This is a genomic window from Paracoccus niistensis (genome assembly GCF_042432925.1).
Lineage (GTDB): Bacteria > Pseudomonadota > Alphaproteobacteria > Rhodobacterales > Rhodobacteraceae > Paracoccus > Paracoccus niistensis.
Genome location: NZ_JBHLWE010000029.1, coordinates 328,000 through 352,423 on the forward strand (window position 1 = coordinate 328,000; position 24,424 = coordinate 352,423).

A 24,424-nucleotide genomic window follows, 5' to 3' on the forward strand; every position below is an offset into this window, starting at 1 on the left:
GGTGCTGCGCACGAGCATTGTCCGCCTGCTGCGGGTGATCCTGCCGCTGGCGGCGCTGGCGCTGCTGTCGGTCCTGTTCCTGCTTGCGCGCAAGCCCGATCCGCAGGCCGCGATCCCCTATGCCCGCGGCGCGATCGAGGAACTGTCGCGCAGCCCCGGCATCGGCACGCCCGAGTTCACCACCGTCACCGCGGATGGCGCGCAGGTCACGCTGCGGGCGGCGCGCGCGGTTCCGGGCGGGGGCGACAGCGGCACCGCGCGAGACGTGACGCTGGACTGGCGCTTCCGCGACGGGCTGCTGATGCTGGTCACGGCCCCCGGCGCGCAGCTGGAGGGCGACGGCCTGACCCTAGACGGCGGCGTGCGCATGACCCTGTCCACGGGATGGGAGCTGTCCGCCCCCGAGTTGCAGGCCGGGATCAGGGCCGGCGTCGCCACCGCGCCGCGATCCGTCGCCGTCACCGCGCCTTTCGGCGAGCTTCAGGCGGGCGCCATGCGCCTCGGCCCCGGAGAGGGCGGGGGCAAGGTTCTTGAATTGAACGGAGGCGTGCGGCTGCTATACCGCCCCTGAGCGCCGCCGTTTCCCAAGGGAAGAGGAGCCTGACCATGCCGCGATTTCCGATCCTGCCCGGCCTTCTGGCCTTGGGCCTGGCGCTGCCCGCAACGGCCCAGACCGTGGCCTTCGGCGGCATCCAGGCCGACACGGCGGCCTCGGTCGAGGTCACGGCCGAATCGCTGCGCGTGAACCAGGACACGGGCGAGGCGGTCTTCACCGGAAATGTCCTGATCGGTCAGGGCGAGATGCGGCTGTCGGCCGACAGCGTGACCGTCGTCTATGCCGAGGGCGGCACGCAGAGCATCCGTTCGCTGAACGCCACGGGCGGCGTCACGCTGGTCAGCGGCCCCGACGCGGCCGAGGCGGCCGAGGCCGTTTATGACGTGGAAAAGGGCACGGTCGTGCTGACGGGCGATGCCATCGTCACCCGCGAGGGCAGCGTGCTGGCGGGCGACCGGATCGAGGTGAACCTGACGGACGGCACCGCCTCGGTCCAGGGGGGCGTCCGCACCGTCCTGCAGCCGGGCGCCAACTGATGGCCGAGACGCGCGAGGCGGCGCGGCCCCGGGCGGCCGCGCGGGAAGGGCTGGTGGTCGAGGGGCTGCGCAAGTCCTATCGCAACCGCCCCGTGATCCGCGACGTCTCGCTGCGGCTGGCGCGGGGCGAGGTCGTGGCGCTGCTGGGGCCGAACGGCTCGGGCAAGACCACCTGCTTCTACTGCATTGCGGGGCTGGTCATTCCCGACGCGGGCCGCATCGTCATCGACGGGCGGGACGTCAGCGCCTTGCCCATGTTCCGCCGCGCCCAGATGGGCATCGGCTACCTGCCGCAGGAGATGTCGATCTTCCGCGGGCTGACGGTGGAACAGAACATCATGGCCGTCCTCGAGGTCGCGGGCCGCGAGCGCCACCAGAGCCGCGAGCGGCTGGAGGAGCTGCTGGGCGACTTCTCCATCGGCCACCTGCGCCATGCCCCGGCGCTGGCGCTTTCGGGGGGCGAGCGGCGGCGGGTCGAAATCGCGCGCTGCCTGGCCTCGGACCCGGCCTTTCTTCTGCTGGACGAACCCTTCGCGGGGGTCGATCCGATCGCCGTGGGCGAGATCCGGGGCCTTGTCCATGACCTCAAGTCGCGCGGCATCGGCGTGCTGATCACCGACCACAATGTGCGCGAAACGCTCGGGATCGTGGACCGCGCCTATATTCTGCATGATGGCCGTGTGCTGATGTCGGGCACCACCGGCGAGATCGTCCAGGACCCGCGCGTGCGCGAGGTCTACCTGGGCGAAAGCTTCTCGATGGGCTGAGCCCCGCTGATTGACACGGGAGGCAGGCTGTTCCCAAATGAAGAACAGGGGGCCGCTTCAGGCTCTCTTCCCGGCCCGATCCCGTGCCGGCTGGGCGCGGTGGTCAGGGCGGCTTTCGGAAAGGAAAGAATCATGCGCTATCAGATCAGTGGACGGCAGATCGACATCGGCGAGGCGCTGTCCACCCATGTCGAGAACGAGCTGGACGCGACCTTCGAGAAATACGCCCAGCGGCCGACCGACTCCACGGTGATCTTTTCGCGTGATGCCCATCACCTGACCTGCGACGCGGTGGTGCACCTGTCCACCGGGCTGACGGTTCAGGCGAAGGGGCAGGACCCCGACAACATCTATGCGGCCTTCGAGAAATGCCGCGAGAAGATGGACAAGCAGCTGCGCCGCTACAAGCGCCGCCTGAAGGACCATCACAAGGACCGCACCGAGCCTGTTGAATACGGCGCCGCAGCCAGCTATGTGCTGGCCGCCGACGAGGATGAGTGGGAAGACCGGGACGAAGCCGGCCTGCAGCCCATCATTGTCGCCGAGATGGAGACCCGGGTGCCGACCCTGTCGGTGGGCGACGCGGTCATGCAGATGGAGCTTGCGGGCGCGCCGATGCTGGTGTTCCGCAACGAGAAACATGGGGGCGTCAACGTGGTTCACCGCCGCGAGGACGGAAATGTCGGCTGGATCGACCCCCGCAACCTGAGCTGACGCCGCAGCGTTAGCACGATAGCCGGGCAGGTTTCGGCCTGTCCGGTTTTCACGCCGCGGGTCAAGGACGGGCAGGACAGCAGAACATGCGCATCAGCGATATTCTTTCCCCTGCGGCGGTCCGCTCGCAGGCGCAGGTCAGTTCCAAGAAGCGGCTTTTCCACGACCTGGCCGAGATGGCCGCGCAGGCCTATGGCCTGAACGCGGCCACGACGCTGGACGCGCTGCAGGAACGCGAAAGCCTCGGCGCGACGGGCGTGGGCCACGGCGTGGCATTGCCCCATGCCCGCATTCCGGGGCTGGACCGCGTGGCGGGCCTGTTCCTGCGGCTGGAAAAGCCGATGGACTTCGACGCGGTGGACCGCCAGCCGGTGGACCTGGTCTTCGCCCTGCTGGCCCCCGACAGCCCTGGGGTCGAGCATCTCAAGGCCCTTGCCCTCGTCAGCCGCACCCTGCGGGACGGCGACATGCGCACAAAGCTGCGGGCCAACGACGACCCGGTGGCGCTGCACGCGGTGCTGGCGGCGGCGCAGGACACGGCGGCGGTCTGATCCTTCGCGGCACGCCCGGCGCTCAGGTCCTCGGGGGCAGGTAGCCCTCGAAGGTGATGTTGCGGGCGATGCGGCGGGCGGCGGTTTCCTCGGCGGGCGAGCGGATCGTCCAGCAGAGGACCGGCACGCCCTGCGCAGCCAGCCCGGCCACTGCCGGGTTTCCGAGGTCCCGGTGATCGTGCGAGATGAAATCCGCGCCGACCTTCTCGAAATCCTCAAGCCGTGACAGGGCCACCCGGCGCGCCTCGGGGACGCTGGGCCAGTTGTCGCGGTCGAAGCGGCAGCTGGTCAGTCCCACCGTGATGCCGGGGGCAACCGCGCGCACCTCGGCCGCGGCATGGGGATTGAAGGACATCACGGCGAGCGGATGCCCATCCGCCTGCCGGGGCGCGACGACCTCGGCCACCCGGCCCGGCAGTCCGCCCATTCGGGGACCGAGGCTGCCGTCCTGGTCCTTGATCTCGATCAGCACCGGCACCCGGCCTGCGACCATGTCCAGAACCGCCTCCAGCGTGGGAATCTTCTCGTCGGTGCCGAGCAGACGGGTCGACGCGGCGTCGGATGGCGACAAGGCCGAGATCATGGCCTCGCGCCCGGCAAGCCGTCGCAGATCATGGTCGTGAAACACCAGGGGCGTGCTGTCGGCGGCAGGCTGGATGTCCAGCTCGATCCCGTAGCCCTGCGCGACGGCGGCGCGGAAGGCCGCCATCGAGTTCTCGGGCACGCCCGGCCCGTGCAGGCCGCGATGCGCTAGGGGACGGGTCAGGAAATCAGGATGCAGCATGACAGATGTCCGGATGGTGGAACCGCCGGGCCGGGGCACTGCCCCGCTCGGGCCGGGATATTTGTGAGAAGAAGACCGGCAGGTGCCCTCAGCCGGCCACCTGGAAAATCGCCTCGATCTCGACGGCGACGCCGCGCGGCAGGGCGGGGGCGCTGACGGCGGCGCGGGCATGGCGGCCGGCATCGCCGAAGACCTCGACCATCAGATCCGAGCAGCCGTTGATGACCTCGGGCTGGTCGGTGAAGCCGGGGGTCGAGTTCACGAAGCCCGTCAGCTTGACGACCCGCACCACGCGGTCCAGCGAGCCCAGCGCCGCCTGCGCCTGCGCGATCAGCGCCAGGCCGCAGGCCCGCGCGGCGGCCGCGCCCTGGGCCACGTCCATGTCCTCGCCCAGCCGGCCCCGGATCAGCCCCTCGGGCCCGGCAGCGATCTGTCCCGACACGAACAGCATGTCGCCGGCCTGGACGGCGGGAACATAGTTCGCGGCCGGCAGCGGCGCGTCGGGCAGGGTGATGTTCAGCTCGCGCAGGCGGGCAGCGTGGGACATGGCTTCCTCCGGTATGTGGTCGGGCGCCACGCTAGCCGCGCCCCGCCCGGTTTGCCACCCCGCGCCCCTCGGGCCGGACCCAAATATCCCGGGGGAGCCGAAGGCGGGGCAGCGCCCCCATTGTCCGTCACGCCACCATCGCCTCGGCGCGCCTGAGGTCCACGCTGACCAGTTGGCTCACGCCCTGTTCGACCATCGTCACCCCGAACAGCCGGTCCATGCGCGACATGGTCACCGCGTGGTGGGTGATGATCAGGAAGCGCGTGTCGGTGCGCCGCGTCATCTCGTCCAGAAGATCGCAGAAGCGGGCAACGTTGGCGTCGTCCAGGGGGGCGTCCACCTCGTCCAGCACGCAGATGGGGGCGGGCGTGGCCAGAAAGACCGCAAAGATCAGCGCCAGGGCCGTCAGCGTCTGCTCGCCCCCCGACAGAAGGCTGAGCGTGGACAGCTTCTTCCCCGGCGGCTGGGCGAGGATCTCGACCCCGGCCTCCAGCGGGTCGTCCGATTCGACCAGCACCAGCCGCGCCTCGCCCCCGCCGAAGAGATGCGCGAACAGCGTGCCGAAGCTGGCGTTCACCGTGTCGAATGCGGCCAGCAGCCGCTCGCGTCCTTCGCGGTTCAGGCTGCCGATTCCGGTACGCAGCTTGCGGATGGCCTCGGTCAGGTCGTCCTTCTCGGCGGCGAGCTTTTCGCGTTCCTCCTCCAGTTCCCGCTTGTCCTCCTCGGCGCGCAGGTTCACGGCCCCCAGGGCGTCGCGCTGGCTGCGTAGCCGGGCGATTTCCATCTCGAGCTGCGCGGCCGAGGGCAAGGAGTCGGTGGCACCCAGGGTTGCGGCCAGTGCGTCTGGACCAGTGCCGGTGTCCTCTGCGATGCGGGCGCGGGCCTGCGCTTCGGCCTCGCGGGCGGCATCTGTTCTGGCCTCGCGGACGGCGCGGGCCTCGCGGGCATCCGAGGCCGCGCGCTCGGCCTCGCGTTCGGCGGCGGTGGCGTCAAGCAGGGCGGTCTCGGCGGCGCTCAGCGCGGCACGGGCGCGGGACAGGCGGGTCTCGGCCTCGCCCCGGCGTTGCGACAAGGCGGCCCGGCGCTGGTCAAGGGTTGCGGGCACCGCTTCGGCCTCGGCCAGTTCGGCGGCGGTGGCCTGACGGCGCGCAGCCAGTTCGGCGTCACGGGTGCTGGCCTGATCCAGCCGCGCGCGCCAGCCCGGAAGCTCGCGGGCGATCGCCTGCAGGCGGCGGGCGCGGGCCTCGCCGTCGCGGCGCATCTCGTCCCAAGCGGCGCGCTGGGCAAGGGTCGTCGTGCGGGCCGCCTCGACCGAAGTCCGGGTCTGCGAGAGCGCCGCCGCCACGGCCTGACGGTCGGGAAGGGCGGACAGGGCTGCCTCGGCCGCAACCAGGCGACGGGCGGCTTCGGCCGCATCGTCGGCATGGCGGGCGCGTTCGGCATGGGCGGCTTCGGCCCTGGCCGACGCGCGCGACAGGTCGGATTCGGCGCGGGTCGCGCTGCGGGTGGCCTCTGACAGAGCACGTTCGGCGGCGCGGGCCGCGTCGCGAGCGGCGGCCTCGGCGGAGGCAGCCTGTTTCAGCGCGGCGCCGGCAATGTCATGGGCGGCGATGGCTGCGGTGGCGCGGTTGCGGGCCTCGGCGGCCTGAGCCTGCGTGGCCTTGAGGCGGTTCACCTGCTGCAGGTGCAAAGCTGCGGCCGAGGCGGCCTGCCCGGCCGGAAGGGCCAGCCCGTCCCAGCGGACAAGATCGCCCGCCGGGGTGACGAGCCGCTGGCCGGGACCCAGCGCGGGCTGCAACCGGGCGGCCGTCCCCGCGTCCGGAACGACGCCGATCTGGGCCAGCCGTCGGGCAAGGGCGGGGGGCGCCTGCACCTGTGCCGCAAGGGACGCGGCGCCTTCGGGCAGGGCTGGGGTCTGGCCAGGCGCGGGAAGCTCGCGCCACCCGGCGCCCCGCTCGGTCACGGGCAGGCGCAGGTCGTCACCCAGCGCGGCGCCCAAGGCAACCTCGAAACCGGGCGTGACCGTCACGGCATCCAGCACCGCGCCCGCCGTGGAGCGGCCGCGTTCGACAAGGCGGGCCACCGCCCCGCGCTCCGCCTCCAGCACGGCGGCCTCGCCCTCGGCGGTGGCGCGGGCGGCGCGGGCGGTGGTCTCGGCCTCGGCGGCCGTGGCGCGTGCGGTCTCGGCCGCAGAAAGGCGGGTTTCGGCCGTCTCGGTCTGCGCCCGCGCGGCATCCAAGGCGCGTGCCGCGGCCGCCAGCAGGTCCCCGGCTTCGCGCCCGGTTCTTTCGGCAAGCTCGGCTGACGCCACGGCTTCGGTGCGGGCGCGTTCGGCCCGGTCACGCATGGCACGAAGGTCGATGGCGAGCCGCTCCGCCGACTGGTGGTGCGCTTCGAGCCGGGCGGACTCGTCGGTCAGGGCGGACAGCCGCGCCTCGGCATCGCGCAGGGCGGCGCCCGCAGCCTCGGCGGCGCTGGCGGCTGCGGCAAGGCGGTCGTCGTGGCTTGCCTGCGCCCGCTCCAGATCGTCCCGTTCTGCTTCCAGCCGCGCCAGCGTCTCGCCCGCGTCGCGGTTCAGCGCCCACTCGCGCGCGATGTCGCGGTCGAGCTGCGCCATGCGGGCGGCGAGGGCGGCGATGCTGTCGCGCGCGCGGGCCTCGGCCTCGTCCAGCGCCTCGGCCTCGGCGCCCGCGCGGCTGTGCAGGGCGGAGACGATGCTCTCCTCCTCGCGCAAGGCAGGCAGGGCGGCTTCGGCGCGGGTGCGCGCGGCACTGGCGGCGCGGGCGCGGGCTTCGGCCAGAGCGGCTGCGGCGCGGGTGTCGGCCAAGGCGGCAAGGGCGGCTGTCAGGACCGCCTGCGCCTCGGACCAGCGGCGCCAGACCAGCGCCCCCTCGGCCCGGCGCAGCGCCGCGCCGATCTCGCGATAGCGGGCGGCGGTGCGGGCCTGCCGGGACAGCGCGGCGGCCTGCGAGGCGAGCTGTTCCAGCCGATCATCCACGCGCGACAGGTTCTGCTCGGCCCCGTTCAGGCGCAACTCGGCCTCGTGTCGTCGCTGGTAAAGGCCGCCGATGCCCGCCGCGTCCTCAAGCACCCGCCTGCGCGCCTTGGGACGTGCGTTGATCAGTTCGGAAATCTGCCCCTGACGGACCAGCGCGGGCGACTGCGCCCCGGTCGAGGCATCCGCGAACAGCATCTGCACGTCGCGCGCCCGCACCTCGCGCCCGTTGATGCGATAGGCCGAGCCTGCTTCGCGCGTGATCCGCCGCGTGACCTCCAGCGCATCCGTGTCGTTGAAGCCCACGGGCGCGCGGCGGGCGCGGTTGTCCAGGGCCAGCGTCACCTCGGCCTGTCCCTTGGCAGGACGGCGGGTGGTGCCGGCGAAAATCACGTCCTCCATCCCTTCGCCGCGCATGGCGGTGGGGCGGCTTTCGCCCATCACCCAGCGCAGGGCTTCCAGCAGGTTCGACTTGCCGCAGCCGTTCGGGCCGACGACGCCCGTCAGCCCGTCGCGGATGACCAGCTCGGTCGGGTCCACGAAGCTCTTGAAGCCGGAAAGGCGAAGGCGGTCGAACTGCAAGGCGGCTCCGTAAACGTCGGGCGCGATTCAACCCCTGCGCGCGGGCAAGTCAACGCGGCAGCGGTCTTTCCGCCGCGTGACGGCGAGAGGCTTCCAAAGCGGCAGGCCCATGCTAACGATGGCGCATGGTTCCGGCGCTTGTCACCATCCTGGGCTTCCAGCTTGTCGGAGAGATCGCCTCTCGCGGTCTCCACCTGCCGCTGCCGGGGCCGGTCGTGGGGCTGGTGCTGCTGCTTGCGGCCATGCGGCTGCGCCCGGAGCTGGCCGACTGGCTGCGGCCGGTGGGACAGGGGGTGCTGGCGCATCTGTCGCTGTTCTTCGTGCCGGCGGGCGTCGGCATCGTCGCGCATCTGCCCTTGCTGCGGCACCAGGGGCTGGCGCTGCTGGCGGCCATTGTCGTCTCGACGGTGCTGGCGCTGGTCGCGGGGGCGGCGGTCTTCACGCTGGTCGCCCGCTGGACGGGGTCCGAGGAGTGATGAGCGCCGATCCTGCCCTGATCTGGGCCTATCTTTCGCAGGGGCCGCTGCTGTGGCTCACGGCGACGCTGGCCGCCTATGCGCTGGGGGCCGCCGTCTTCCGCCTGTCACGGGGGCAGAGCTGGGCCAATCCGGTGCTGATCTCGGTCCTCCTGCTGGGGCTGCTGCTGACGGCGACCGGCACGCCTTATGCGACCTATTTCGAGGGCGCGCAGTTCGTCCATTTCATGCTGGGTCCGGCCACGGTCTGCCTGGCCCTGCCGATGCAGGACAACCTGCCCCGGATGCGGGCGGCGGCGCTGCCGATCGTCGCGGGGCTGGTCGCGGGATCGGTGGTGGCGGTCGTCTCGGCCTTGGCCATTGCGCGGCTCTTCGGTCTGGGGGACGAGGTCATGGCCTCGCTTGCGCCCAAGTCCGCGACGGCGCCCGTCGCCATCGGCATTGCCGAGAACCTGGGGGGACAGCCCACACTGGCGGCGGTGCTGGTGCTGCTGACGGGGATCTGCGGGGCCATCGTGGTGACGCCGCTGTTCAACGCGCTGGGTCTGCGCGACTGGCGCGCGAGGGGACTGGCGGTGGGCACGGCCGCGCATGGGATCGGCACGGCCCGCGCCTTCCAGGTCAACCCCACGGCCGGAGCCTTCGCCGGCATCGGCATGGGGCTGAACGCCATCCTGACGGCGCTGATCGCGCCGCTTGTCCTGCGGCTGTTCGGCTGAAACGCAAAAGGCCGCCCCAAGGGGCGGCCCGTGATGCAGTGGACGGATGCCTCAGGCGGCCTCGGCCTCTTCCGCGGCCATGCGGCGCTCACTTTCCTCGCGCGACAGGGCAACCGAGGTGCGCACGCCCTTGGTCACGAATTCGACCAGGCCCTTCACCACCCGCTCGTTCGGGTCGATGCCGGCGCAGCTCAGCACCTCGCGCCCGTCACGCGACCGCGCCCAGCGGGCAATCTGCTCGGCGCCGTTGCCGTATTTCTTGTCGTCCGCGATGGCGTCATCCAGCGCGGCCAGCACGACCGCCGCGAAAAGCTTGCGCGCCCGCTGCCCTTGTTCGAAGTTGAATGCCGAGCCGTCCACAAAATCACGCATGAAGTCTTTCCATTCCTGTCACCCCACAACGAGGGAAAAGGGGCTCGCCGCAGGCCCCGTGTTATCTGCCCTGAAGGGTGTCGCGTAGCAGTATATGCCCCGGCACCGATTCGTTATCCCCTTGCCCGCATTGCGGCCATGCGCCGCACGCAAACCGCGCATGAGCCAAGTTTATCAAGGCTTATGCGACGCCGATGTGGCAGCTATTCCGCAAAGCCTGCTTGACAACCCCCGGAGACCGCTTGGGTTGCGGGAAAACACATCAAAAAATGTCTATGAGCGGACGGCCGCCCTGCTGGCAAGGATGACACCGCCGATCACCAGGGCGCCTGCCATCAGCTCGACCGGATGGGGCCTTTCGCCCAGCAGCGCCCAGGACGACGCGACGCCGACAATAGGAACCAGCATCGACCAGGGCGCGACCTCGCTGGCAGGATAGCGCGAGATCAGCGTGTTCCAGATGCCGTAGCCGATGAACGAGGCGAAGACGACGACATAAAGCAGCCCGAGGTTGGCGGGCATAGCCCCGGCGGTGAAGGCGCCGCTCAGGGCAGGGACGATCTGCGGTCCTTCCATCATCAGCGACAGTGCGAACAGCGGGATCGGCGGGACGATCGACATCCACATCGTCATGTGCAGGGGCTTCGGCGGCATCGCCAGCCGCGAGCAGATGTTGCCGATAGCCCAGCCGAAGGCGCCCATCAGCGTCAGCAGCACCGGCAGCAGCGCCGCCGACTGCGCGCGGGTGGCCCCGATGATCGCCAGCCCCAGCACGGCCAGGCCGATCCCTGCCAGCCGCAGGGGCGTCAGCCGCTCGCCCAGGAAACCCGCGGCCAGAAGGATGGTGAAGGGCGCCGAGGCCTGCAGCACCAGCGAGGCCAGCCCCGCCGGCATTCCCGCCGCCATGCCGAGGTAAAGGAAGGCGAACTGCATGACGCCCACGCCCATGGCGCCACCGATCAGCCAGCGCAGCGGCACCTGCGGGAAAGGCACGAACAGCATCGCGGGAATGGCCAGCAGGACGAAGCGCAGCGTGGCCGCCAGGATCGGCGGGTAATGGGTCAGCAGCAGCGCCGTCGCCGGGAAGTTCAGCCCCCATAACACCGGCACAAGCAGGACCAGCCCGCGATCGCCCCCCTGCATCCGCCGCCTCGCATCTTGAAATCGCCGCACTGGAGCCGATCCATGCGCCGCCCGCAAGCCTCAGCCGAAAAGGCTCAACTGTTCGGGCCAGGGCCCCTGCGGCAGGGGGCAGAGGCCGGAGAGCGTGATCCCCAGCAGGCGCACGCCGCGCGGGTCCGGCAGCACCTGCGGCAGCAGCGCGGTGGCCTGCGCCAGCAGCTCGGCCTGCGACATCACGGGGCCGGGCTGGCTGTGGGCGCGGGTGACGGTCCGGAAGTCGGTGTATTTCGCCTTCAACGTCACCGTCCGCCCCGAAATCCCGCGCGGGCTAGCGTGGCGCCAGACCTTCTCGGCCAGGGGCGCCAGCGCCTCGGCGGCGGCATCGAGGTCGTGGATGTCGGTCATGAAGGTCGTCTCGGCCCCGACCGACTTGCGCTCGCGGTCGGGGCGGACCTCGCGGTGGTCGATCCCGCGCGAGATGTTCCAGTAATACTGCCCGGCCTTGCCGAAGCGGGCGGTCAGGAACTTGAGGCTCTGGCGACGCAGGTCGGCGCCGGTGCGGATGCCGTGGCGTTCCATCTTGGCGGCCGTTGCGGGGCCGATCCCGTGGAAGCGGCCGATGGGCAGGGTCAGGACGAAGTCGGGGCCGGCTTCGGGCGGGATCACGAACATCCCGTCGGGCTTGCGCTGGTCCGAGGCGAGCTTGGCCAGGAACTTGTTGTAGCTGACCCCGGCCGAGGCGGTCAGCCCCGTTTCCGCCCGGATCAACGCGCGGATTTCCCTGGCGATCCCGGTGGCGGTGCGGCCTTCCAGGTGATCGGTCAGGTCCAGATAGGCCTCGTCCAAGGACAGCGGCTCGATCAGCGGGGTGAAGCGGGCGAAGATGTCGCGGATCTGGGCGCTGACGGCGCGATAGACCTCGAACCGGCCCTTGACGAAGATGAGGTCGGGGCAGAGGCGTTTCGCCCGCACCGACGGCATGGCCGAGCGCACCCCATAGGGCCGCGCCTCGTAGCTGGCCGCCGCCACGACGCCGCGCAGGGATGAGCCGCCGACTGCCACGGGCTTGCCGCGCAGGTCCGGGTTGTCGCGCTGCTCGACGCTGGCGAAGAAGGCGTCCATGTCGACATGGACGATGCGGCGGATGCGATGGGGCGTGTCGGGGGTCATGGTGCCGACGCGCCCGCAGGGTGCGTGGTCTCCACGCGCCGGGGCCGGGAGGGTGCGTGCCGGGCACGCACCCTACGGCGTGGCTTGTGCCCGCTCATCGATCGCCGAGATCGCCGCATCGTTGGCGGTCAGCGGGCCGTCCATGCGGTCGAAGCGCAGATGCGCGATGGCCCGGCCGCCGGACTGGGTGAACAAGGTTCCCGCCTCGCGCCCGTCGGCCATCAGGATGGGAGTGCCGACCGGGGCCTCGCCGTTGATGGCGACCGTGACGAGGCCCTTCCGAAGCTCGGTCTTGTGCTTCATCCGGGCAGTGACCTCCTGCCCGACATAGCAGCCCTTGCGGAAATCGACGCCGTGCAGGCGCTCGAACCCGGCTTCGAGGATGAAGGTCTCGTTCGGGATCAGTTCGACCAGCGTCTCGGGAATGGTGTGGGCAACGCGAATGGCGTCCCAGTCGGTGCCGTCGTCGCCTTCCGTTGCGCCGTAAAGCCGCCAGCCGAGCGCGGGGTGGCGCGGGTCGGGTATCGCGCCCTCGGGTGCGGGGCCGGTGCCGCGCGTCACCTGCAGGTCGGTCGGCGCAAGCTCGACCGCCGCGCGCAGCTTGTACATCGACAGCCGTCGCAGCAGGTCGTCCGCCAGCCGCGCGTCCACGTCGATCAGCAGCGCCTCGCCGTCCGGCACGACCAGGAAATCCGCCAAGTACTTGCCCTGGGCCGTCAGCAGCGCAGCCCAGACGGGCGCGCGGGTCACGTCATTGGTGACCAGCCCCTGCAGGAAGTCCATGCGGTCGGCCCCGCCGACCCGGATGATCCGTCGCATCAATCGCCCCCGAACTGCAATCTGACCAGCGCCGCATAGGCGCCGTTCGCCGCCATAAGCTGGTCATGGTTGCCCTGTTCGACAACCCGCCCCGCCTCGATCACCACGATCCGGTCGGCCGCGCGGATGGTGGACAGCCGGTGCGCGATCACCAGCGTCGTGCGCCCCTGGCTGAGTTCATCCAGCGCCTGCTGCACCAGCCGTTCCGAGGCGGCATCCAAGGCACTCGTCGCCTCGTCCAGCAGCAGCACTGGCGCGTCGCGCAGAAGCGCGCGGGCGATGGCTGTGCGCTGGCGCTGGCCCCCTGACAGGGCCGAGCCGCGCGGACCCACGCGGGTGTCGAGGCCCTGGGGCAGCTCGTCGGCGAAATCCGCCACATGGGCCGCGACCACGGCGGCGCGCAGGCGGTCTTCCGGGACGGGATGGCCCAGCGTGATGTTCTCGCGCAGCGTCTCGTCGAACAGCGCGGCTTCCTGGCTGACGGTCGAGAACTGGTCGCGCAAGGTGGGCAGGGTGAAGTCCCGCACCGGTACGCCGCCCAGGGTGACGGCGCCCGCATCGGGGTCCACCATCCGCGTCAGCAGGTTGAAGACGGTGGACTTGCCCGCGCCCGAGGGGCCGACCAGCGCGGTGGTCCGGCCCGCCTCGGCGGTGAATGTCAGGCCGCGCAGGACCGGGTGGCCGCCATAGGAAAGATGCACGTCCTCAAGCCGGATGGTCGTGTCGGGCGGCGGCTCGCTGCGCGGCCCCGAACGGATCGTCGGATGGGTGTCGAAGATCGCGTAGATCCGTTCCAGCGAGGTCGCCGCCGTCTGCCAGCCCCCGGCCAGCCCGCCCAGGCGCCGCAGCGGCTGGAAGGCCAGCGCCAGCGCCGTGAAGAAGGACATGAAGTCGCCCACCGTCCGCTCGCCGCTGGTGACCTGCGCGCCGCCCAGGGCCAGGACGCCCAGAAAGCCCAGGCCGGTCACGATGTCGATCAGGGCAGGGACAAGCGCACCCACCGCGCTGACCTTGGTTTCCGAGCGCTGGATGTCGGTCACGATGCGGCGGAAGGTGGCGGTCTGGTACTCCTCCATCCGGTACAGGCGGACCGCGCGGATGCCGTGCAGCACCTCGTCCAGCCGGGTCGCGCGGGTCGAAGCGAAGTTACGGTTCTGCCGCATCTTGCGCCGGATGTATCGCTGGACGAAGCCCGTGGGCAGGATCAGCAGCGGTGCCCCCACCAAGGCCGCGGCCGTCCACCAGGGATCGGTGGCCAGCGCCACGCCGAACAGCGCCACCAGCGAGATCGCGTCGCGCCCCGCCCCCGTGATGAAGGTCGTCCAGATGGACCGGATCGCCAGCGTGTCGCCCTGGATGCGCTCGATCAGTGCGCCGGGCGGGTTTTCCTGGAAGAAGTCGCCGTCCAGCGTCATGATGTGGGATAACAGATCCGCCTGCATCCGGGTGGCCACGCCCTGCTGGACCGATGTCAGGATCGCGCGGGTGACGACGTAAGTGACGGCGCGGATCAGGAACAGGCCGAAGATCGCGCCTCCGACCCACCAGATCGCGCTTTCGTCGCGGCCCACGAAGACCCGGTCGAACAGCGGCTTCAGCATCCAGCTGAGCAGCGCCAGCGTCGAGCCCTCGATCACCATCAGCACCGTGGCGAAACCCATGCGCGGCCAGTAGGGGCGCAGGTAATCCCGCCAGAGCCTGCGGAACAGGCCGCGGTGTCGGTCAGCGCGTGAGGGCATCGGGCACTCCTGGTTCAGGGCGGGATAGCCGCGCCGGGAAGGGGGGGCAAGGCCGGGGCAGTCAGGGCGTTCCCGCTCGGCCCTCGCGGAATCTCGGCGGGGAAAGCCGTCGGGTCAGGACGAAATGCGGCGTGGCGTCGGCGGATCGGCGGCCGGGCTGGACGGCAGGGCCGGGCGGTTCTACCCATGCCGGGCCTGTCCATTTCCCGAGGTCTTTCATGAGCTTTGCCGCCGGTCGCCCCGTGCTTGCCATTCCCGGTCCCTCGCCCGTGCCCGACCGGGTGCTGCGGGCGATGCACCGCCCCTCGCCCGACATCTACGGGGGCGAGCTGGTCGAGCTCAACCTGCGCGTCATGGCGGACCTCAAGCGTCTGGCGGGGACGACGCAGCATGTCGCGGCCTATATCGGCAACGGCCATGCCGCCTGGGAGGCCGCGAACATCAACCTGTTCGCGCCGGGCGACCGGGCGCTGGTGCTGGTATCGGGGCATTTCGGTAGCGCCTGGGCGAACACGGCCGAGGCGATGGGCGTGCAGGTCGAGCGCATCGAATCCGCCCCCTTCACCGCGGTCGATCCCCAGCGCCTGCGCGACCGGCTGGCCGCTGACACCGCGGGCGAGATCCGGGCCGTGCTGGTCTGCCAGGTGGACACGGCCAGTTCGGTCCGCAGCGACATCCCCGCCCTGCGGGAGGCCATGGGCGACCACCCGGCGGCGCTGGCGGTGGATGCCATCGCCTCGCTGGGCTGCGAGCCGATGCAGATGGACGACTGGGGCGTGGACGTGCTGGTCTCGGCCAGCCAGAAGGGACTGATGGTGCCGCCGGGCCTGGGCTTCGTCTGGTATTCCGAAAAGGTCGCCGCGGGCCGTGGCGCGGCCACGCCCTATTGGGACTGGCGCCCCCGCAGCGGCCCCGAGGAACTGTGGCGCTATTGGGGCGGCACGCCTCCGGTCCAGCACATCTACGGGCTGGCCGAGGCACTGGCGATGCTGCTGGACGAGGAAGGGCTGGAGGCCGCCTGGGCGCGGCACGAGGGGCTGGCCGCCGCCACCTGGGCCGCGCTGGACGCCTGGGGCGCAGGTGGGCAGGGGCCTCGGGCGCTGGTTGCCGATCCGGCGGCGCGGGCGCGGTCGGTCACGGCCGTCCACCTGCCCGGTGCCGAGCGGCTGCGGGCCTGGACCGAAAACGCCGCCGGGCTGACGCTGGGCATCGGCCTGGGCGCGCCCGAGCCTTCGGATGCGCTGCGGATCGCGCATATGGGCCACATCGCCGCGCCGATGCACCTGGGCACGCTTGCCACGGTCGAGGCAGGAATGGCGGCGCTGGACCTGCCCCATGCGCCGGGCGGCACCGGCGCCGCCGCGGCCGAGATCGCCCGCCGCGCCGCGCGCTGAGGGGCGCCCGCCTGCGTCGAGGAAAACCGGACTTTCCCCTTCAAGGAAACGCGGGGCTGCCTCAGCCCCGCCGCAGTGCCCGGAAGGCCGCCGAGGCGATCAGCCCGGCGGCCATGGCGATGGCCAGCGACATCAGCCCGTACCAGAAGGGCTGCTGGATCGCGAGCCGGTAGAGCCAGCGTTCCAGCCCCACCTTCTGCACCCGGATGGGCACCGTGTCGCTGTCGATCACCTGGCCTTCGCGCAAAAGGAAGATGCGGGCGCGATAGTCGCCCTCGACCAGGTTCGAGGGCAGCTGCACGTCGGCCCGGAACAGCGTGTCTTCGAGGATATGCACGGCGCCCTCGTCCACCCGGTAGCGGCCCGACTCGGTGCGCAGGCGCAGCAACGCCTCGGTGAAGGGGGTGGTGTCCTCGACGTCGAGGCCGCCCGACAGCGCCCGGATGGCAAGCGGCGGCGAGATCCGGTGGCGCACGTCCTCGGCGGGCTCCAGCATGTCCTTCAGCGGTGCGCTGGTGGCCACCACGTAGAAGTCGGGGGCGGCGCCGATGCGGACCCCCTGCGTGTTCACCCAGATTCCCCCGACCCGGTCCTTGCGGCGCACGGTGACGGTCTGCGAGGGGCCTTCCACCGTGACGATGATGCCAGGCGGGGCCGCCGGCGCGGGCTGGTCGCGGCGGATGGCGCCGTAGATCAGGATCTCGGACCCGGTGAAGGTGGCCGTGATCGCCACCTCGTCGCGGGACAATCCGCTGACCAGCCGCTCGGGCGTAGGGGTTTCTGGCGCCGGCACCGCGGGGCCACGCTGCAGGGGCACGCCGGACTGCGTGACCGGGGGGGGCGCGGGCGCCGTCTGGCCTGCCGCCGCCAGGGGCAGCAGCGCGGCAAGGGCGGCCGCTGTGATCCACCCGCGCATGCTCAGCCCGCCGCGAGCGAGAAAAGGTCGTCCGGCCGCAGCACCAGATCCAAGGCCAGCCGGCCGCAGACCGCAAGCACCAGCAGGGCCAGCAGAACCCGCAGCTGTTCCGCCCGCAGCTTCGCGCCCCAGTGGGTGCCGATCTGCGCGCCGACGACTCCGCCCACGATCAGCAGAACCGCCAGCATGATGTCCACGGTGTTGGAACTGACCGCGTGCATCAGCGTGGTGAAGGCGCTGACCGCCGCGATCTGGAACAGCGAGGTGCCGATCACGACCTTGGTCGGCATCCCCAGCAGGTAGATCATCGCGGGCACCATGATGAATCCGCCGCCGACGCCCATCACGGCGGCCAGCACGCCGACCGCCAGCCCGACCAGCAGGGGCGGGATGACGCTGATGTAAAGCCCCGAGGCACGGAACTTCATCTTCCAGGGCAGGCGGTGGACCCAGCTGTGCTCGTGCAGCCGCCGCTTGGGCGGCGCGGCCGAGCGCGAGGCGATCAGCGCGCCCAGGCTTTCACGCAGCATGGTCAGGCCGATCAGGCCGAGAAACACGACATAGCTGAGCTGGACCACCAGCTCGACCTGCCCCACCCGCTGCAGCAGGTTGAAGACGCCGACGCCCAGCGCTGAGCCAGCGATGCCGCCGGCCAGCAGCACCAGCCCCATGCGGATGTCCACCGTCTTGCGCCGCAGATGCGCCAGCACGCCGGAAAAGGACGAGGCCACGACCTGGTTGGCGCCGGTGGCCACCGCGATCGCGGGCGGGATGCCGATGAAGAACAGAAGCGGCGTGATCAGGAAGCCGCCGCCCACGCCGAACAGCCCGCTCATCAGCCCGACGATGCCGCCCAGCGCGACCAAGGTAAAGGCATTCACCGAAACTTCGGCGATCGGAAGGAAGATCTGCATGGCTGCCCGGCTTTTGGGCCATCCTGATATCCCAAGGGGCGGGCGTCAAACAGCGATTCGGCCGACTTGCGCGTCAAGGCTGCGCGAGGCTAATCAGGATGCGGCCATTCGGGGGCACAGCATGCCGTCCCCGCGTCAGGGAAAGCGATGCGCATACTCATCACGAACGACGACGGCATCAACGCGCCGGGACTCGAGGCGCTGGCCGAAATCGCGGCCGAGCTTGCCGGACCCGGGGGCGAGGTCTGGACGGTGGCCCCCGCCTTCGAGCAATCGGGCGTGGGCCATTGCATCAGCTATGCCCATCCGACCCTGATCGCGGAATTGTCGCCCCGGCGCTGGGCGGCCGAGGGCAGCCCGGCCGACTGCGTGCTGGCGGGTCTGGGGGACATCCTGTCGGACCGCAGGCCGGACTTGGTGCTCTCGGGCGTGAACCGGGGCAACAACGCGGGCGAGAACGTGATGTATTCGGGCACCATCGGCGGCGCGATGGAAGGGGCGCTGCAGGGCGTCCGCTCGATCGCGCTGTCGCAATACCTGGGGCTGGGCACCGCGCGGCTGGACGATCCCTTCGAGGCCGCGCGCCTCCACGGTTCCCGCGTGATCCGGGCGCTGCTCGATCATGCCGACTGGGCCGAGGGCGAGGACTATCCCCTGTTCTACAACGTCAACTTCCCGCCCTGCTCGGCGGCCGAGGTCCGGGGCACCCGTGTCACGCCTCAGGGACGGCGCGAGGGGGTGGGCTTCGGAGTCAAGGCGCAGGTCGCCCCCAACGGGCGGCGCTTCCTGTGGATCGCGGGCGGGTCCCAGCAGGCGCCCGGCGGCACGGGCAGCGATGTCGAGGCCCTGCGCGCCAACCACATCGCCGTGACCCCCATGCGCCCCGACCTGACCTGCCGCGCGACGACCGAGCGGCTGGCCGCGGTGCTGGACGAGGGCTGAGCCATGGCCCCCGCGCCTCCGCCCGACGACCCCGGGGACGGCCCTGCCGAGCGGCAGATGCGCTTTCTCTTCGCCCTGCGCTCGCACGGGGTGACGGACCCGCGTGTCCTGGCCGCGATGGAGCGGATCGACCGCGGCGCCTTCGTGCGCGGCCATTTCGAGGACCGCGCCTACGACGACACACCCCTGCCCATTGCCTGCGGGCAGACGATCAGCCAGCCCTCGGTCGTGGGGCTGATGACGCAGGCGCTGAACGTGGGCCCGCGTGACGTGGTGCTCGAGATCGGGACGGGCTCGGGCTATCAGGCGGCTGTCCTGTCGCTGCTCTGCCGCCGCGTGATGACCGTGGACCGCCACCGCCGCCTGGTGATCGAGGCCGAGGAGGTGTTCCGCCGTCTTGGCCTGACAAACATCACGGCGCGGGTGGCGGACGGGTCCTTCGGACTGCCCGAGCAGGCGCCCTTCGACCGCATCATGGTGACGGCGGCGGCCGAGGACCCTCCGGGACCGCTGTTGTCGCAACTGAAGGTCGGCGGTATCATGGTGGTGCCGGTCGGACAGTCGGACGCGGTGCAGACGCTGATCCGCGTGACGCGGACCGAGACGGGCTTCGCTTATGACGAGATGCGGCAGGTGCGGTTCGTGCCGCTGGTCGAGGGGTTGGGACAGACATGACCCCCGGCAGGGACGATGAGGACGGGCAGATGGTCATTTCAGTGACGGCACGGGCGGGGACCCGCGCGGGTTTCGGTCGGAATGCGGGGCAGGTCGCGGCCTGCGGGCTGGTGCTGGTCCTGGCGGGCTGCGTCCAGCCGGGCGCGGCACCGGGGGCGCCGGGGCAGCCCGGGTCCGCCGCAGCGCCGGGTCAGGTTGCGGCTGCGGGGCAACCGGCGGCAGGAGGGGCAGGAACCGTGAGCATGGGTCCGTTCAGGATCCCGCAGATCCGCTGGCCTCTGGGCGCCGGCGCTGGTGCAGGTCCGGCCCAAGGAGGGGCTGCGGGCGCCACGCCGCAGGTGACGGACCCCTTCGCAGGGCAGGGCGTCCGCAAGCCCTCGGTCGCGGATGCGACACCCGCGCGCGCCGCGACGCCGGCCGCAAGTTCGCAGACCACGGCGGCCGTGGTCACCGCGCCCGGCGTCGGGTCGCCCACGCCCCGGCCGCCGTCCTCCGGGCAGCCCTTGCCGCGCGAGGAAACCAAGCCCGCCAGCGCCCCGACGAAGACGGCGGATGCGCCGAACCTGGGCAGCACGCGGACCGCGGCCTCGGGCAGCGGCAAGTTCGCCATGCCGGCCAACGGCTCGATCATGCGGGCCTACAAGAAAGGCACGAACGAGGGCATCGACATCTCGGCCCCTCCGGGTTCGCCCGTGAAGGCGGCGGGTGGCGGGACTGTGGCGGCGGTGACGCGCGACACCGACGGGGTGCCCATCGTGGTCGTGCGGCACGACGACGGGCTGATGACGGTCTATGCGGGCGTGGACAAGCTGTCGGTTGCCAAGGGCGACGCCGTCAAGCGCGGCCAGAGCATCGGCGCTGCCCGCAGCAGCGGCGTCCTGCATTTCGAGGTCCGCGACGGCTTCGACAGCGTCGATCCCGAGGGCTACCTGTAGGGCCTTCCGCAGCCTCGGCTGAAAGGGCAGGGAAGAAGCCGCCGATCCTGGCTTCTTCCACCGAGTGTGACATGCGCTGATCGGATGCCTGCGGCCCGGTTGGCGTTCTGCACCCCCTTGCCTTGGCCCTGCTTGGCAGGGGGGCACGTCCTCCGATGACTGAAGTATCGGCCCCCCATGCGTAATGCGGGATAACTGGGCACGAGTTACGGTTGTGTAGAAGGGACTGGTGCCTGCGGCTGCCCGTACCTGCGTCCGCCCTCTTGTCCTCGCCTGCCGACGCACCTGTGTGCCAAGCTGCTGACGCAGCGGGCACGGGCGCAGCGGACGGGAAAGGAACAGCCTCATCCAAGGTGCCTTTCCTCACCCGCTGCCATGAGGGTCAGGCGGGGCGGCGGACCAGTGCTTCGGTCAACGCGACCACGATCTCGCCGCGGATCATGCCGCGGAGGTTGTCGTCCAAGCGGCGCTGCATCTCGGCCTCGAACTCCTCGCGCACGACCTCGCGCAGCAGGGCACGCAGCGGGTTTTCCTCGGCCATGGGAATTGCAGAGGCGGGGGCCGCAGCTGCAACGGCAGCCGCCGGAGCCATGTTCTGCGGGCAGCGTTCCGCCGCGCCTGCCATCACGGGCTCGGCATGCAGGGGCGAGACGACGCCGGTCGGGTAGGCATGCATGGTCGTTTCCTTGTTCGAAGGGCTGGGAAGGTCATGAGGGTTGCTGTCGCGGGCGCTGAAGCCTTGCGCCGCAGGAGAGCCGCTTCCGGCATCCAGCACCGACTGCGCATCGGGGCCGGTGGTCACCACCGGCGCCGTGTCAGACGCTACCGCGATTTCATCGAGGGAAGGGTCGGCCGCAGCCTGTCCGGCGCTTGATGCCGCTTCCTCGGGCGGGGCGGCTGCAGGCCGAGGCGCTGCAATCTCCTGGGACAGGCGCAGGGACCCGGCCGCATGGCCGGTCGCCTCTGCCGTGGCGATCATCGCCTCCGGCTTCAGGCGCAGCGGTGCCTGGCCAAGGTCGGTGGCGAGGTGCCGGATCATGCCGGGAAGCGCAACGGGATCGGCCTCCGACAAGGCCGCCGTCCGGTCGCTGCCCACAAACGGAGCCTTGGCGGATCGGGCACAGCCGAGGCTTGTCGCACAGGGCAGGGCGCCGTCCCGCGCAAAGGGTGCGCCGCTCATCCGGACGCCCTCGCCCCTCGCGCCGGGTGTCGCATTGTCGCTGGCGATCAGCCGGCGGATCGAGGCGAGCACGTCGCCCGTGTCGACAGGCGCAGGCTCGAACAGGCAAGCCGCCCCGGTCATGCCACTGCCCCCGGAAGGGAGGCGAGGCGCCTAGTTGCCGCCCGGCTGCTTGCCGATCGCGCGCAGGACGCGGTCGAGGCTTTCGCCCTGGCTGCTGGTGTAGGGCGCGTCGCGGACCGCGCTGTAATAGGCCGATGGATCATAGGTGGGTATCCCCAACTGCAGCTCTGCTACCGTCAGCAAACCCATAGCGGCCAATAATTGATAATGTGCTAACTGCAGGTTGGATTCCGCCGTGATCAGGTCAACCTGCGCTTCCAGAAGCTCCTGTTCGGCATCCAGCACGTCCAGCGTGGTGCGCGCGCCCAGCGTGGCTTCCTCGCGCACGCCCTCATAAGCCTCGCGCGCGGCCACGATCTGTTCCTCGATGGCCCCGATCTGGGCGCGGGCCACGTCGATGTTGGCCCAGGCGGTCCCGACCGACTGCTCGACCTGCCGCGCCGTGTCCAGCAGCGCCGAGCGCGCCGAATCACGGCGCGCCATTGCCTGGCGGTGGACTGCGGGAAGGCGCCCGCCGGAATAGATCGTCTGGCTTGCCTGCACCCCCGCCCGCAGCGTGGTGGTGTTTTCCTGTCCCGACGAGCCCAGCAGTGTCCGCCCCGGCGCACGCGTGGTCCCAAGCCCCAGCGAGCCCGTCAGCTGGGGGCGGCGCTCGGCCTGCGCAGCGGCCACGGACAGTTCCGCCGCCGCCACGGTGCGCTGCGACTGGCGGACCGCCGGATGGGTGCGGCGCGCCGTCTCGCGTGCCAGCTCCAGCGACTCAGGGCGCCGCGGCAGGGGCGGGGGCGCGTCCAGGTCATCGGGGAAGCGCCCGACGGCGGCCCGGTAGTTTTCGCGCGCGACCTCGAGCTGACCTTCCGCCGAGGCCAGCCCGGCCCGGCTGGAGGCCAGCTGGGCCTCGGCCAGCGCCACGTCGGTCGAGGTGATCTCGCCCACGTCGAATCGGTCCTGCGCCGCCTGTCGTTCGCGCGTCAGAAGCTGGACCGAGCTGCCTTGCAGGGCCACCTGCTGCTCGGCGCTGCGGACATCCAGAAAGGCCTGCACTGCGGTCAGCAGCACGTCCTGCTCGACCGAAACCAGCGATTCCCGCGTGGCGAGCACCTGTTCCTTGGCGATGTCGATCGCCAGCTGGCCCCGGCCCCAGTCGTAAAGCGTCATCTGCCCGACCAACTCCAGCGTGGTCGAGACGGCCTCGATCCCGTCCACCTGCTGGAAGTTGTGAGAGGCGGCCCATTGGACCACGGGGCGCAGCGTGGACATGGCCTGGGCCACGTCCTCGTCGGCGGCCCGCAGAAGCGCGCGGTTCTGATCCAGAAGGGCCGAGTTGCGATAAGCCGCGACAAGCGTATCGGCCAGCGATTCGGCCCAGGCCGGCGCGCTGGACAGCGCCGTTCCCAGGGTCAGCGCGGCGACAAGAAGACGGCGCCGGATCACAGCGTGAACTCGCGGACGCGGCGGAAGCCCGGCAGGACAGGCGCCCCGGCGTTGAAGGCGTAGCGCCATGTGATCACCCCGTCGAGCTTGACCCCGCTGCGCACGACCCCCACGGTCGCGTCGAGGAACAGGGCGATGATGCGGCCGCCTTCGGCCAGTTGTCCGGCCAGCGACTCGGGCAGTTCCTCGATGGCGCCCTCGATCAGGATGGCGTCGTAAGGAGCCTCGGCCTTGTGCCCGGCGGCGAGCGGCCCCTGCACGACCGCCACGTTGTCGGCCCCGATCCCGGCCAGCCTGCGCGTCGCTTCGGCGGCCATCTCGGCATCCTCCTCGACGGCGACGACGGCCTGGGCCAGCCGTCCCAGCACCGCGGCCGTATAGCCGTAGCCCGCCGCCAGGTTCAGGACCAGCTCGGTCGGCTGAAGGTCCAGCGCGTCGATCATCTTGGCGATGGTGCGGGGCTCCAGGACGACCCGGCCCCGCGCGATCTCGATGTTCTCGCCGACATAGGCCACGTCGCGGCGGCTGTCGGGCACGAACTCCTCGCGCGGGATCTCGAGCATCGCGGCAATGACGTTGTACTTGGTGACATCGTTCGGGCGGACCTGGGTGTCCACCATCATCGTTCGGCGTTCCTGGTAGTCGATCATGGCGGCAATCCGGCGTTGCTTTTGCCCGATCTTTGGCACGATTGCCCGCGCGGAGCAACGCCGCTGGAGGCCGCACCCGGCACAGATCGCCGTTTCAACTTCCGCGATTCCCCTGCAGGATGCGGCAGACTTGCCACGCCGGAGCCCACCTTGACCCAGCGCCAGACTGCCCGCATCGCCATCGTGACAGTGTCAGACCGCGCCAGCCGCGGCGAATACGAGGACCGCGGCGGCCCCGCTGCCGAAGCCTGGCTGCGCGAGGTCGTGACCTCGCCGGTCGAGATCGCGCGCCACATCATCCCCGACGGCCGCGAGGGGGTCGCCGCGACCCTGCGCCGCCTGGCCGAGGGTGAAGGCGCCGACCTGATCCTTGTCACCGGCGGCACCGGCCCGGCCCCCCGCGACGAGACGCCCGAGGCGCTGGCCGATGTCATCGAGAAGGAACTGCCCGGCTTCGGCGAGGAGATGCGCCGCGCGAGCCTGGCCGAGGGCGTACCGACCGCGATCCTGTCGCGCCAGACGGCGGGCATCCGCGGTGCCTGCCTGATGATCCTTCTGCCCGGCAAGCCCGCCGCCATCGCCACCTGCCTCGACGCGGTCTTCGCGGCGGTGCCCTATTGCCTGGACCTGATCGGCGCCGGGCGCATCGAGACGAACCCCGCGCGGGTCACGGCCTTCCGGCCCCAAGGGTGAACCGGCGGCAGCAAGGCGGCCAGGACGGCTGGCAGAGCCCGGGCACCGAGCGTCCCTGGCGTCGGCTGCCGCGCCCTCGCTTCCGTCTGCCGGGGCCGGGTTCGCTGGCCGGCATCGTG

General features: G+C 71.1%; 25 protein-coding genes. 12 read left to right on the plus strand and 13 right to left on the minus strand.

Translation table 11 applies throughout. The features are described 5' to 3' along the window. The first annotated feature begins 1 nt into the window (after nt 1). From ACFFII_RS10105 to ACFFII_RS10125, 5 genes are all read left to right on the plus strand, one after another. The gene (locus ACFFII_RS10105) at nt 2-571 is read left to right on the plus strand and encodes a hypothetical protein (RefSeq protein WP_377698749.1); all 570 of its coding nucleotides are present in this window, start codon (nt 2-4) and stop codon (nt 569-571) included. Nucleotides 572-606: 35 nt separating this feature from the next. Beyond that, entirely contained in the window at nt 607-1,092 is a 486-nt protein-coding gene (lptA, locus tag ACFFII_RS10110; RefSeq protein ID WP_377698750.1) for a lipopolysaccharide transport periplasmic protein LptA, read from the plus strand. Next, nucleotides 1,092-1,859, plus strand: a complete 768-nt coding sequence (gene lptB / locus ACFFII_RS10115) for an LPS export ABC transporter ATP-binding protein (protein WP_377698751.1) — start codon at nt 1,092-1,094, stop codon at nt 1,857-1,859. The genes lptA and lptB overlap by 1 nt, the downstream gene beginning before the upstream one ends. Before the next feature lie 132 nt (nt 1,860-1,991). Beyond that, a complete protein-coding gene (hpf, locus tag ACFFII_RS10120; RefSeq protein WP_090751449.1) occupies nt 1,992-2,573 on the plus strand; it encodes a ribosome hibernation-promoting factor, HPF/YfiA family in 582 nt (193 codons plus the stop codon). An 86-nt stretch (nt 2,574-2,659) separates the two neighbouring features. Then, nucleotides 2,660-3,124, plus strand: coding sequence for a PTS sugar transporter subunit IIA (locus ACFFII_RS10125; protein ID WP_377698752.1), 465 nt, complete (start codon nt 2,660-2,662; stop codon nt 3,122-3,124). A 22-nt stretch (nt 3,125-3,146) separates the two neighbouring features. Here ACFFII_RS10125 and ACFFII_RS10130 read toward each other — a convergent pair whose 3' ends face one another. The 3 genes from ACFFII_RS10130 to smc form a co-directional block, all read right to left on the minus strand. Then, entirely contained in the window at nt 3,147-3,908 is a 762-nt protein-coding gene (locus ACFFII_RS10130) for a glycerophosphodiester phosphodiesterase family protein (protein ID WP_377698753.1), read from the minus strand. Between the two features lie 88 nt (nt 3,909-3,996). Beyond that, a complete protein-coding gene (locus tag ACFFII_RS10135; protein ID WP_377698754.1) occupies nt 3,997-4,455 on the minus strand; it encodes a RidA family protein in 459 nt (152 codons plus the stop codon). 127 nt (nt 4,456-4,582) lie between these two features. Next, nucleotides 4,583-8,032 carry a chromosome segregation protein SMC gene (smc, locus tag ACFFII_RS10140; RefSeq protein WP_377698755.1) on the minus strand — a complete coding sequence of 1,150 codons (3,450 nt, stop codon included), beginning with the start codon at nt 8,030-8,032 and terminating at the stop codon, nt 4,583-4,585. A 125-nt stretch (nt 8,033-8,157) separates the two neighbouring features. On the opposite strand from smc, the gene ACFFII_RS10145 reads away from it, so the two are divergent. Next, nucleotides 8,158-8,508 (plus strand): CidA/LrgA family protein, encoded by a 351-nt coding sequence (locus ACFFII_RS10145; RefSeq protein WP_377698756.1) that lies wholly within the window; start codon nt 8,158-8,160, stop codon nt 8,506-8,508. Continuing rightward, on the plus strand, nt 8,508-9,227 hold the full coding sequence (locus ACFFII_RS10150; protein ID WP_377698757.1) for an LrgB family protein: 720 nt from the start codon (nt 8,508-8,510) through the stop codon (nt 9,225-9,227). The genes ACFFII_RS10145 and ACFFII_RS10150 overlap by 1 nt, the downstream gene beginning before the upstream one ends. Before the next feature lie 51 nt (nt 9,228-9,278). Here the strand turns inward: ACFFII_RS10150 and ACFFII_RS10155 are convergent, their stop codons facing one another. From ACFFII_RS10155 to ACFFII_RS10175, 5 genes are all read right to left on the minus strand, one after another. Beyond that, nucleotides 9,279-9,599: a DUF6280 family protein gene (locus tag ACFFII_RS10155; RefSeq protein ID WP_090751440.1), complete on the minus strand. Its 321-nt coding sequence runs from the start codon at nt 9,597-9,599 to the stop codon at nt 9,279-9,281. Between the two features lie 273 nt (nt 9,600-9,872). Next, nucleotides 9,873-10,742, minus strand: coding sequence for an EamA family transporter (locus ACFFII_RS10160; protein ID WP_377698758.1), 870 nt, complete (start codon nt 10,740-10,742; stop codon nt 9,873-9,875). Between the two features lie 60 nt (nt 10,743-10,802). After that, nucleotides 10,803-11,891 (minus strand): DNA polymerase IV, encoded by a 1,089-nt coding sequence (gene dinB, locus ACFFII_RS10165; protein WP_377698759.1) that lies wholly within the window; start codon nt 11,889-11,891, stop codon nt 10,803-10,805. A 72-nt stretch (nt 11,892-11,963) separates the two neighbouring features. After that, nucleotides 11,964-12,710 (minus strand): CAF17-like 4Fe-4S cluster assembly/insertion protein YgfZ, encoded by a 747-nt coding sequence (gene ygfZ / locus ACFFII_RS10170; RefSeq protein ID WP_377698760.1) that lies wholly within the window; start codon nt 12,708-12,710, stop codon nt 11,964-11,966. Then, on the minus strand, nt 12,710-14,449 hold the full coding sequence (locus ACFFII_RS10175) for an ABC transporter ATP-binding protein (protein WP_377698761.1): 1,740 nt from the start codon (nt 14,447-14,449) through the stop codon (nt 12,710-12,712). Before ACFFII_RS10175 ends, ygfZ begins: the two co-directional genes overlap by 1 nt. Before the next feature lie 218 nt (nt 14,450-14,667). Between ACFFII_RS10175 and ACFFII_RS10180 the strand changes: the two genes are divergently transcribed. Further along, the gene (locus ACFFII_RS10180; protein ID WP_377698762.1) at nt 14,668-15,843 is read left to right on the plus strand and encodes a pyridoxal-phosphate-dependent aminotransferase family protein; all 1,176 of its coding nucleotides are present in this window, start codon (nt 14,668-14,670) and stop codon (nt 15,841-15,843) included. A gap of 61 nt (nt 15,844-15,904) precedes the next feature. Here ACFFII_RS10180 and ACFFII_RS10185 read toward each other — a convergent pair whose 3' ends face one another. Together ACFFII_RS10185 and ACFFII_RS10190 are read right to left on the minus strand one after the other, a co-directional pair. Then, on the minus strand, nt 15,905-16,759 hold the full coding sequence (locus tag ACFFII_RS10185; protein ID WP_377698763.1) for a TIGR02186 family protein: 855 nt from the start codon (nt 16,757-16,759) through the stop codon (nt 15,905-15,907). A gap of 2 nt (nt 16,760-16,761) precedes the next feature. Continuing rightward, nucleotides 16,762-17,673 carry a sulfite exporter TauE/SafE family protein gene (locus tag ACFFII_RS10190; protein WP_090751433.1) on the minus strand — a complete coding sequence of 304 codons (912 nt, stop codon included), beginning with the start codon at nt 17,671-17,673 and terminating at the stop codon, nt 16,762-16,764. 147 nt (nt 17,674-17,820) lie between these two features. Here ACFFII_RS10190 and surE point away from each other — a divergent pair, with 147 nt between their 5' ends. Genes surE through ACFFII_RS10205 form a run of 3 tightly spaced genes read left to right on the plus strand, consistent with a single transcriptional unit; the run spans nt 17,821 to nt 20,225 of the window. Next, nucleotides 17,821-18,615: a 5'/3'-nucleotidase SurE gene (surE, locus tag ACFFII_RS10195; protein ID WP_377698764.1), complete on the plus strand. Its 795-nt coding sequence runs from the start codon at nt 17,821-17,823 to the stop codon at nt 18,613-18,615. Nucleotides 18,616-18,618: 3 nt separating this feature from the next. Next, complete coding sequence (locus ACFFII_RS10200) at nt 18,619-19,290, plus strand: protein-L-isoaspartate(D-aspartate) O-methyltransferase (protein WP_377698765.1); 672 nt, start codon at nt 18,619-18,621, stop codon at nt 19,288-19,290. Then, nucleotides 19,287-20,225, plus strand: a complete 939-nt coding sequence (locus ACFFII_RS10205) for a murein hydrolase activator EnvC family protein (RefSeq protein ID WP_377698766.1) — start codon at nt 19,287-19,289, stop codon at nt 20,223-20,225. Before ACFFII_RS10200 ends, ACFFII_RS10205 begins: the two co-directional genes overlap by 4 nt. A gap of 382 nt (nt 20,226-20,607) precedes the next feature. Here ACFFII_RS10205 and ACFFII_RS10210 read toward each other — a convergent pair whose 3' ends face one another. The 3 genes from ACFFII_RS10210 to ACFFII_RS10220 are packed head-to-tail and all read right to left on the minus strand — an operon-like array spanning nt 20,608 to nt 23,612. Beyond that, a complete protein-coding gene (locus ACFFII_RS10210; RefSeq protein ID WP_377698767.1) occupies nt 20,608-21,528 on the minus strand; it encodes a hypothetical protein in 921 nt (306 codons plus the stop codon). A gap of 30 nt (nt 21,529-21,558) precedes the next feature. Then, complete coding sequence (locus ACFFII_RS10215) at nt 21,559-22,962, minus strand: TolC family outer membrane protein (RefSeq protein ID WP_377698768.1); 1,404 nt, start codon at nt 22,960-22,962, stop codon at nt 21,559-21,561. Next, nucleotides 22,959-23,612 carry a protein-L-isoaspartate O-methyltransferase family protein gene (locus tag ACFFII_RS10220; RefSeq protein ID WP_377698769.1) on the minus strand — a complete coding sequence of 218 codons (654 nt, stop codon included), beginning with the start codon at nt 23,610-23,612 and terminating at the stop codon, nt 22,959-22,961. The genes ACFFII_RS10215 and ACFFII_RS10220 overlap by 4 nt, the downstream gene beginning before the upstream one ends. Before the next feature lie 150 nt (nt 23,613-23,762). On the opposite strand from ACFFII_RS10220, the gene mog reads away from it, so the two are divergent. After that, the gene (mog, locus tag ACFFII_RS10225) at nt 23,763-24,305 is read left to right on the plus strand and encodes a molybdopterin adenylyltransferase (protein WP_377698770.1); all 543 of its coding nucleotides are present in this window, start codon (nt 23,763-23,765) and stop codon (nt 24,303-24,305) included. Nucleotides 24,306-24,424 lie beyond the last annotated feature (119 nt).

Coding starts and splice junctions, on each gene's coding strand:
- lptA (WP_377698750.1), top strand. CDS start 607: ATGCCGCGATTTCCGATCCTGCCCGGCCTTCTGGCCTTGGGCCTGGCG.
- ACFFII_RS10200 (WP_377698765.1), top strand. CDS start 18,619: ATGGCCCCCGCGCCTCCGCCCGACGACCCCGGGGACGGCCCTGCCGAG.
- ACFFII_RS10220 (WP_377698769.1), bottom strand. CDS start 23,612: ATGATCGACTACCAGGAACGCCGAACGATGATGGTGGACACCCAGGTC.
- ACFFII_RS10135 (WP_377698754.1), bottom strand. CDS start 4,455: ATGTCCCACGCTGCCCGCCTGCGCGAGCTGAACATCACCCTGCCCGAC.
- surE (WP_377698764.1), top strand. CDS start 17,821: ATGCGCATACTCATCACGAACGACGACGGCATCAACGCGCCGGGACTC.
- ACFFII_RS10155 (WP_090751440.1), bottom strand. CDS start 9,599: ATGCGTGATTTTGTGGACGGCTCGGCATTCAACTTCGAACAAGGGCAG.
- ACFFII_RS10130 (WP_377698753.1), bottom strand. CDS start 3,908: ATGCTGCATCCTGATTTCCTGACCCGTCCCCTAGCGCATCGCGGCCTG.
- dinB (WP_377698759.1), bottom strand. CDS start 11,891: ATGACCCCCGACACGCCCCATCGCATCCGCCGCATCGTCCATGTCGAC.
- lptB (WP_377698751.1), top strand. CDS start 1,092: ATGGCCGAGACGCGCGAGGCGGCGCGGCCCCGGGCGGCCGCGCGGGAA.
- ACFFII_RS10180 (WP_377698762.1), top strand. CDS start 14,668: ATGAGCTTTGCCGCCGGTCGCCCCGTGCTTGCCATTCCCGGTCCCTCG.
- ACFFII_RS10160 (WP_377698758.1), bottom strand. CDS start 10,742: ATGCAGGGGGGCGATCGCGGGCTGGTCCTGCTTGTGCCGGTGTTATGG.
- ACFFII_RS10185 (WP_377698763.1), bottom strand. CDS start 16,759: ATGCGCGGGTGGATCACAGCGGCCGCCCTTGCCGCGCTGCTGCCCCTG.
- ACFFII_RS10145 (WP_377698756.1), top strand. CDS start 8,158: ATGGTTCCGGCGCTTGTCACCATCCTGGGCTTCCAGCTTGTCGGAGAG.
- ACFFII_RS10175 (WP_377698761.1), bottom strand. CDS start 14,449: ATGCCCTCACGCGCTGACCGACACCGCGGCCTGTTCCGCAGGCTCTGG.
- ACFFII_RS10190 (WP_090751433.1), bottom strand. CDS start 17,673: ATGCAGATCTTCCTTCCGATCGCCGAAGTTTCGGTGAATGCCTTTACC.
- hpf (WP_090751449.1), top strand. CDS start 1,992: ATGCGCTATCAGATCAGTGGACGGCAGATCGACATCGGCGAGGCGCTG.
- ACFFII_RS10125 (WP_377698752.1), top strand. CDS start 2,660: ATGCGCATCAGCGATATTCTTTCCCCTGCGGCGGTCCGCTCGCAGGCG.
- ACFFII_RS10210 (WP_377698767.1), bottom strand. CDS start 21,528: ATGACCGGGGCGGCTTGCCTGTTCGAGCCTGCGCCTGTCGACACGGGC.
- ACFFII_RS10150 (WP_377698757.1), top strand. CDS start 8,508: ATGAGCGCCGATCCTGCCCTGATCTGGGCCTATCTTTCGCAGGGGCCG.
- ygfZ (WP_377698760.1), bottom strand. CDS start 12,710: ATGCGACGGATCATCCGGGTCGGCGGGGCCGACCGCATGGACTTCCTG.
- ACFFII_RS10205 (WP_377698766.1), top strand. CDS start 19,287: ATGACCCCCGGCAGGGACGATGAGGACGGGCAGATGGTCATTTCAGTG.